This window comes from Enterobacter cloacae complex sp. IR5412, assembly GCF_049237385.1.
In the GTDB taxonomy this organism is placed as follows: Bacteria; Pseudomonadota; Gammaproteobacteria; order Enterobacterales; family Enterobacteriaceae; genus Enterobacter; species Enterobacter intestinihominis.
The window spans coordinates 587,385-595,471 of the sequence record NZ_JBMKHQ010000001.1 but is presented as its reverse complement, the minus strand read 5'-3'; the positions used below and the strand labels follow the sequence as shown (position 1 = coordinate 595,471).

General features: G+C 54.9%; 9 protein-coding genes. All 9 read left to right on the top strand.

What is annotated here, in order from left to right; genetic code table 11:
- Positions 1 to 893, top strand: an 893-nt coding sequence (gene folC, locus ACOTX2_RS02830) for a bifunctional tetrahydrofolate synthase/dihydrofolate synthase (protein ID WP_421625873.1), incomplete at its 5' end; no start/stop codon positions are given.
- Positions 883 to 1,569: a cell division protein DedD gene (gene dedD / locus ACOTX2_RS02825; RefSeq protein ID WP_023300639.1), complete on the top strand. Its 687-nt coding sequence runs from the start codon at positions 883 to 885 to the stop codon at positions 1,567 to 1,569. The genes folC and dedD, both read left to right, overlap by 11 nt.
- 254 nt (positions 1,570 to 1,823) lie before the next feature.
- Positions 1,824 to 2,312, top strand: coding sequence for a colicin V production protein (gene cvpA, locus ACOTX2_RS02820; protein ID WP_000262116.1), 489 nt, complete (start codon positions 1,824 to 1,826; stop codon positions 2,310 to 2,312).
- 33 nt (positions 2,313 to 2,345) lie between these two features.
- A complete protein-coding gene (purF, locus tag ACOTX2_RS02815) occupies positions 2,346 to 3,863 on the top strand; it encodes an amidophosphoribosyltransferase (protein WP_008502595.1) in 1,518 nt (505 codons plus the stop codon).
- Positions 3,864 to 3,952: 89 nt separating this feature from the next.
- Positions 3,953 to 4,522, top strand: a complete 570-nt coding sequence (locus tag ACOTX2_RS02810) for a UbiX family flavin prenyltransferase (RefSeq protein ID WP_015572254.1) — start codon at positions 3,953 to 3,955, stop codon at positions 4,520 to 4,522.
- A gap of 290 nt (positions 4,523 to 4,812) precedes the next feature.
- Positions 4,813 to 5,595 carry a lysine/arginine/ornithine ABC transporter substrate-binding protein ArgT gene (gene argT, locus ACOTX2_RS02805; RefSeq protein WP_063147684.1) on the top strand — a complete coding sequence of 261 codons (783 nt, stop codon included), beginning with the start codon at positions 4,813 to 4,815 and terminating at the stop codon, positions 5,593 to 5,595.
- Positions 5,596 to 5,819: 224 nt separating this feature from the next.
- Entirely contained in the window at positions 5,820 to 6,602 is a 783-nt protein-coding gene (gene hisJ, locus ACOTX2_RS02800) for a histidine ABC transporter substrate-binding protein HisJ (protein ID WP_003861421.1), read from the top strand.
- Positions 6,603 to 6,690: 88 nt separating this feature from the next.
- A complete protein-coding gene (locus tag ACOTX2_RS02795; protein WP_006811404.1) occupies positions 6,691 to 7,377 on the top strand; it encodes a histidine ABC transporter permease HisQ in 687 nt (228 codons plus the stop codon).
- Positions 7,374 to 8,087: an ABC transporter permease gene (locus ACOTX2_RS02790; RefSeq protein ID WP_003861424.1), complete on the top strand. Its 714-nt coding sequence runs from the start codon at positions 7,374 to 7,376 to the stop codon at positions 8,085 to 8,087. The genes ACOTX2_RS02795 and ACOTX2_RS02790 overlap by 4 nt, the downstream gene beginning before the upstream one ends.

The following is an 8,087-nucleotide window of genomic DNA, read 5'->3' as shown; positions in this document are numbered from 1 at the left end:
ACGGCACCCTGTCGGCGCTGTGGCTGTTTAAGCAGGCGCAGCTGGACGTGGTGATCCTGGAAGTGGGGCTGGGCGGGCGTCTGGATGCCACCAATATGGTAGATGCGGATGTCGCCGTCGTCACCAGCATCGCGCTGGATCACACCGACTGGCTGGGGCCCGACCGCGAAAGCATTGGCCGTGAGAAGGCCGGTATTTTCCGGGCCAATAAGCCTGCCGTGGTTGGCGAACCGGACATGCCACATACCATCGCTGAAGTGGCGAAAGAGAAGGGTGCTCGACTGCTGCGTCGCGGCGTGGACTGGCAGTATGAGGTGCAGGACAACGGCTGGCGCTTCAGCGACGCGCAGGGCGTGCTGGAGAATCTGCCGCTGCCGCAGGTGCCACAGCCTAACGCGGCGACTGCGCTGGCAGCCCTACGCGCCAGCGGATTAGCGGTAAGCGAGCAGGCAATCCGCGATGGCATTCAGAACGCACTGCTGCCGGGACGTTTTCAGATTGTGAGTGAGTCACCGCGTCTGATTCTGGATGTTGCACATAACCCGCATGCGGCGGCGTACCTCGCAGGACGTCTCAAATCGTTACCAAAAACCGGGCGCGTGCTGGCGGTTATCGGTATGCTTCATGATAAAGATATCGGCGGCACGCTGGCCTGCATGGAGAGTGTGGTCGATAGCTGGTATTGTGCTCCTCTGGAAGGGCCGCGCGGCGCGACTGCTGAGCAGTTGATGGAACATCTCGGCAAAGGCGAAATCTACAGCAGTGTGGTTTCGGCCTGGCGTGCCGCGATGGCGGAGGCTAAACCAGAAGATACCGTGCTGGTGTGTGGGTCATTCCACACGGTGGCACATGTCATGGAAGTGATGGACGCGGGGAGAACCGGTGGCGAGTAAGTTTCAGAACCGTTTAACAGGAACCATTGTGCTGGTCGCGCTCGGGGTGATTATTCTCCCGGGATTGCTCGACGGGCAGAAAAAGCATTACCAGGATGAATTTGCGGCCATTCCGCTGGTACCCAAACCGGGCGATCGCGACGAGCCCGATATGCTGCCAGCGGCAACGCAGGCGCTGCCAGCCCAGCCGCCTGAAGGCGCAGCGGAAGAGGTGCGCGCAGGTGATGCAGCCGCGCCGTCTCTTGACCCGTCGCGTCTGGCGACGAACAATAACATCGAGATTGATCCGGTGCCGGTAGAACAGCCTAAGCCTGTTGAGAAGCCGAAACCGGTGGAGAAGCCGCAGCCGAAACCGCAGCGGGATAAAGCGGCCGAGCAACTGGCAGCCGCTTCAGAAACGCCACCGCCGGCGAAACAGGACGCGGCCCCTACCGGCAAAGCCTATGTCGTTCAGCTCGGTGCATTGAAAAATGCAGATAAGGTCAATGAGATTGTGAGTAAACTGCGCGGCGCGGGATACCGTGTTTATACTTCACCCACCACGCCGGTACAGGGTAAAATTACCCGTATCCTCGTGGGGCCGGATGCGTCTAAAGATAAGCTCAAAGGTTCGCTTGGCGAGCTGAAGCAAATCTCCGGCCTGAGCGGTGTGGTGATGAACTACAGCGCAAACTGACAGAAATTACCCCCTCACCCTAACCCTCTCCCCAAAGGGGCTAGGGGATGGTTTGCTCCCTCTCCCTTGAGGGAGATGGCCGGGGTGAGGGGGAGGCAGACGTTCACAGAAACGTCAAAGGTGCGGTGGCGTTGAGCATTTTTTCAGCGCCTTTTTTATTTACGCGTGGGAAGGAAATCCCTACGCAAACGTTTTCTTTTTCTGTTAGAATTCGCCCCGAACTGGATGACAGGGCGTTTAATCGTGGGACACATATGGTCTGGATTGATTACGCCATCATTGCGGTGATTGGTTTTTCCTGTCTGGTTAGCCTGATCCGTGGCTTTGTTCGTGAAGCGTTATCGCTGGTAACCTGGGGTTGTGCTTTCTTTGTTGCCAGTCATTACTACACTTACCTGTCTGTCTGGTTCACGGGCTTTGAAGATGAACTGGTCCGAAACGGAATCGCCATCGCGGTGCTGTTTATCGCGACGCTGATTGTCGGCGCTATCGTCAATTACGTGATAGGTCAGCTGGTCGAGAAAACCGGTCTGTCAGGAACGGACAGGGTGCTCGGCATCTGTTTCGGCGCGTTGCGAGGCGTGCTGATTGTGGCCGCGATCCTGTTCTTCCTGGATACCTTTACCGGGTTCTCCAAAAGTGAAGACTGGCAAAAATCGCAGCTCATTCCGGAGTTCAGCTTCATCATCAGATGGTTCTTTGACTATCTGCAAAGCTCGTCGAGTTTCTTGCCCAGGGCATAAACCCTGAGATGTGGCTTAACGAGGAAAAGACGAATGTGCGGTATTGTCGGTATCGCCGGTTTCATGCCGGTAAACCAGTCGATTTATGACGCGTTAACGGTGCTTCAGCACCGTGGGCAGGATGCTGCGGGTATCATCACCATTGATGCAAACAACTGCTTCCGTTTACGCAAGGCGAATGGCCTGGTAAACGATGTGTTTGAAGCCCGCCATATGCAGCGTCTGCAAGGTAATATGGGGATCGGTCACGTTCGTTATCCTACTGCTGGCAGTTCCAGCGCCTCTGAGGCTCAGCCTTTTTACGTTAACTCCCCGTATGGCATCACGCTTGCCCACAATGGCAATCTGACCAATGCCCACGAGCTGCGTAAAAAGCTGTTTGAAGAGAAACGTCGCCACATTAACACCACGTCTGATTCTGAAATCCTGCTCAATATCTTTGCCAGCGAGCTGGATAACTTCCGCCATTATCCGCTGGAAGCAGACAACATTTTTGCCGCCGTTGCCGCGACTAATCGCCAGATCCGTGGCGCGTACGCTTGCGTGGCGATGATTATCGGTCACGGCATGGTGGCCTTCCGCGATCCAAATGGCATTCGCCCGCTGGTGCTCGGCAAACGTGACCTCGGCGATGGCCGTTCCGAGTACATGGTTGCCTCCGAAAGCGTGGCGCTGGACACGCTGGGCTTCGAATTCCTGCGTGATGTCGCGCCAGGCGAAGCGGTCTACATCACCGAGAAGGGCCAGCTGTTTACCCGCCAGTGCGCCGACAATCCGGTGAGCAACCCGTGCCTGTTCGAATACGTTTACTTCGCGCGTCCGGACTCGTTCATCGACAAAATTTCCGTTTACAGCGCGCGCGTCAACATGGGGACGAAGCTGGGCGAGAAGATTGCCCGCGAGTGGGACGATCTCGACATCGACGTCGTGATCCCAATCCCTGAAACCTCCTGTGATATCGCGCTGGAAATTGCCCGTATTCTGGACAAGCCGTACCGTCAGGGCTTCGTGAAAAACCGCTACGTTGGCCGCACCTTTATCATGCCGGGCCAGCAGCTGCGTCGTAAGTCCGTACGTCGTAAGCTAAACGCTAACCGTGCCGAGTTCCGCGACAAGAATGTGCTGCTGGTGGACGACTCCATTGTGCGCGGCACGACGTCTGAGCAGATCATCGAGATGGCGCGTGAGGCCGGGGCGAAGAAAGTATATCTCGCCTCCGCAGCGCCGGAAATTCGCTTCCCGAACGTGTATGGCATTGATATGCCAACCGCTAATGAGCTGATTGCGCATGGCCGTGAAGTGGATGAGATTCGCCAGATCATCGGGGCCGACGGCCTGATTTTCCAGGATCTGAACGATCTGATCGATGCGGTGCGCGCCGAGAACCCGGATATTCAGCAGTTCGAATGCTCGGTATTCAATGGGATCTACGTGACAAAAGACGTAGACCAGCAGTATCTCGACTACCTTGATTCTCTGCGTAACGACGATGCGAAAGCCGTCCAGCTGCAAAACGATCTCGAAAGCTTAGAGATGCACAACGAAGGTTGATGCGTATGCAGGTGAGGGCGTTCGCCCTCACTTGCAACTCCCCGTAAAATCCTGCACAGTCAGCCCTGAAATCAGCAAGGGCAAAAATCATGAAACGACTCATTGTAGGGATCAGCGGTGCCAGCGGCGCGATTTATGGCGTCCGGCTGTTACAGGTGCTGCGTGACGTTGCTGGCGTAGAAACCCATCTGGTGATGAGCCAGGCGGCGCGTCAGACCCTCTCTCTTGAAACCGATCTCTCTCTGCGCGACGTTCAGGCGCTGGCTGATGTTGTCCACGATGCCCGCGATATCGCCGCCAGCATCTCTTCGGGCTCGTTTAAAACGGCCGGCATGGTTATTTTGCCCTGTTCGATTAAAACCCTCTCCGGTATCGTAAACAGCTATACCGACACGCTGGTGACGCGTGCGGCGGACGTTGTGCTGAAAGAGCGTCGTCCTCTGGTGCTCTGCGTGCGGGAAACGCCGCTACACCTGGGACATCTGCGTTTAATGACGCAGGCAGCCGAACTGGGAGCTGTGATAATGCCGCCGGTCCCCGCGTTCTATCATCGTCCACAAACGCTGGACGATGTCATCAACCAGACCGTTAACCGCGTGCTGGATCAGTTCGATATAGATCTGCCGGAAGATCTCTTTACCCGCTGGCAGGGGGCGTGAGGCTGTGCACAAACAAGGTGCATGAAATGACTGCTTGCCCTGTTTCAGGGCAAAACTGCAACCGCGATCATATCCTCGACATTTAATTCGTTTTTTCCCTTTTTCTCTTTCCGGTTCGTTCGGCAGACCTGCTATCTTTCACCATTAAGGCAGTATCGCAACGTTTTATTAACATATTTAACGTCGTAGTTTTAACCCGACGACAATGTGGCATAAGACCTGCAAGAGCAGCCTGCAACACAACACACAACATAAACCATAATAAAATCACGGTTCTTGAGGGTAAATGTATGAAGAAGACGGTTCTGGCTCTGTCTTTGCTCGTGGGCTTGAGTGCAGCAGCAAGTAGCTATGCAGCGCTACCACAGACAGTTCGTATCGGTACAGACGCAACCTACGCGCCATTCTCCTCCAAGGATGCGAAAGGCGACTTCGTGGGGTTTGATATCGATCTGGGAAATGAGATGTGCAAACGCATGGAAGTGAAATGCACATGGGTGGGCAGTGACTTTGACGCGCTGATCCCGTCGCTGAAAGCCAAGAAAATTGATGCCATTATCTCTTCTCTCTCCATCACGGAAAAACGTCAGCAGGAGATCGCCTTCTCAGAGAAGCTCTACGCTGCCGACTCACGTTTGATTGCCGCGAAAGGCTCGCCAATCCAGCCGACCATCGACTCGCTGAAAGGCAAACATGTTGGCGTGCTTCAGGGCTCGACCCAGGAAGGTTACGCCAATGCTAACTGGCGCGAGAAGGGCGTCGATGTGGTCGCTTACCAGAACCAGGATCTGATCTACTCTGACCTGGCGGCAGGCCGTCTGGATGCCGCGTTTCAGGATGAAGTCGCCGCGAGCGAAGGCTTCCTGAAACAGTCTGCGGGTAAAGAGTACGCCTTTGCCGGCCCGTCGGTGAAAGACAAAAAATACTTTGGCGACGGCACCGGTATTGGCCTGCGTAAGGATGATACCGAGCTGAAAGCCGCCTTCAACAAAGCGTTTAATGAGCTGCGTAAAGACGGTACCTACGACAAACTGGCGAAGAAATACTTCGATTTCAACGTCTACGGTGATTAATACCTGAATGAGATGCACTGATGTGGTGCATCTTTAGGGGGAGTGTTCCAGCATGGTGCAAGCAATGCACCATATTGGAACGCTGTGTGCATAGTTAAGCATTTTAAATGCAAAAATTCCCGTTCAGAGGCATTAATCTTTGCCTGAGTGAGGGGATTAATGGCACATTAACGGCACCCCGTAGTCGTAAAATCTCGTATTTAGACAGTTTGTTGAGGACAGATATGAAAAAACTGGTGTTGTCACTTTCTCTGGTACTGGCCTTTTCCAGCGCCACCGCAGCATTCGCAGCCATTCCGCAGAAAATTCGTATTGGGACTGACCCAACCTACGCGCCTTTCGAATCGAAAAATGCGAAGGGGGAACTGGTCGGTTTTGACATCGATCTGGCTAACGAGCTGTGCAAACGCATTAAAGCGCAATGTACCTACGTTGAAAACCCGCTGGACGCGCTAATCCCGTCCCTGAAAGCGAAAAAAATTGACGTGATCATGTCCTCCCTGTCTATCACCGAAAAACGTCAGCAGGAGATTGCCTTCACGGACAAACTCTACGCGGCTGACTCACGTCTGGTGGTGGCGAAATCCTCTGACATTCAGCCAACCCTTGAATCTCTGAAGGGCAAACGCGTGGGCGTGTTGCAGGGTACGACGCAGGAAACCTACGGTAACGAGCACTGGGCGCCAAAGGGGATTGAAATTGTCTCTTACCAGGGTCAGGAAAACATCTACGCAGACCTGACGGCAGGCCGTATTGACGCGGCATTCCAGGATGAAGTGGCGGCAAGCGAAGGCTTCCTGAAACAGCCTGTGGGTAAAGATTACAAGTTCGGCGGTCCGTCCATTAAGGACGAAAAACTCTTTGGCGTTGGCACCGGTATGGGCCTGCGGAAAGAAGACAACGAACTGCGTGAAGCCCTGAACAAAGCGTTCGCCGAGATGCGCGCGGACGGCACTTACGACAAGCTGGCGAAAAAGTACTTCGATTTTAATGTTTACGGCGGCTAATCGCCCCGTCTGATAACGTGCGGCCCCTCCCGTTGCGGGAGGGGAAAAGACACGGTTCCACCACTCACGAGACGACAGGGCACGCGGTATGCTGTACGGATTTTCTGGCGTTATTTTACAGGGCGCGCTTGTCACCCTTGAGCTGGCTATCAGCTCCGTGGTGCTGGCGGTGCTGATAGGCCTGGCGGGCGCGGGGGCAAAGTTATCCGCCAACAGACCGCTGGCGCTGATATTTGAAGGCTATACCACGCTGATTCGCGGCGTGCCTGACCTGGTGCTGATGCTGCTGATCTTTTATGGCCTGCAAATCGCACTTAACGGCGTCACGGATGCCATCGGCATGGATCAGATCGATATCGACCCGATGGTGGCCGGTATTATTACCCTTGGTTTTATCTACGGTGCTTATTTCACTGAGACCTTTCGCGGCGCTTACATGGCCGTGCCGAAAGGGCACATTGAAGCGGCGACCGCCTACGGTTTTACCTCCTCACAAACGTTTCGCCGGATCATGTTCCCGGCCATGATGCGCTACGCGCTGCCGGGCATCGGTAACAACTGGCAGGTTATTCTCAAGGCAACGGCGCTGGTCTCCCTGCTGGGTCTGGAAGATGTGGTGAAGGCCACGCAGCTGGCGGGTAAAAGTACCTGGGAACCGTTCTATTTTGCGGTGGTCTGCGGCGTAATCTATCTGGTCTTTACGACCGTCTCCAATGGTGTGCTGCTTCTGCTCGAACGTCGCTACTCCGTGGGTGTGAAGAGGGCTGACCTGTGATTGAGATTATTCAGGAGTACTGGAAATCCCTGCTGTGGACGGATGGCTACCGCTTTACTGGCGTGGCGATCACGCTGTGGCTGCTGATCTCCTCGGTGGTCATGGGCGGCATTCTGGCGGTGTTTCTCGCCATTGGCCGCGTGTCGAACAATAAATTTATCCAGTTTCCGATCTGGCTGTTCACCTACGTGTTTCGCGGTACGCCGCTGTACGTGCAGCTGCTGGTGTTCTATTCCGGAATGTACACGCTGGAGATCGTGAAAGGCACCGAGATGCTGAACGCGTTCTTCCGCAGCGGTCTGAACTGTACGGTGCTGGCGCTGACTCTTAATACCTGCGCCTATACCACCGAAATCTTCGCCGGGGCCATTCGTTCCGTGCCGCACGGTGAGATTGAGGCGGCGCGCGCGTATGGCTTTTCCTCCGTGAAGCTCTACCGCTGTATTATTCTGCCTTCAGCGCTGCGCATTGCGCTGCCGGCGTACAGCAACGAAGTGATTTTAATGCTGCATTCGACGGCACTGGCGTTTACCGCCACGGTACCTGATCTGTTAAAGATTGCCCGCGATATTAACTCTGCCACCTACCAGCCGTTTACGGCGTTTGGCATTGCGGCAGTGCTCTATTTGATCATTTCTTACGTCCTGATCAGCCTGTTCCGTAAGGCTGAAAAACGCTGGTTGCAGCATATAAAACCGTCGACGCACTGA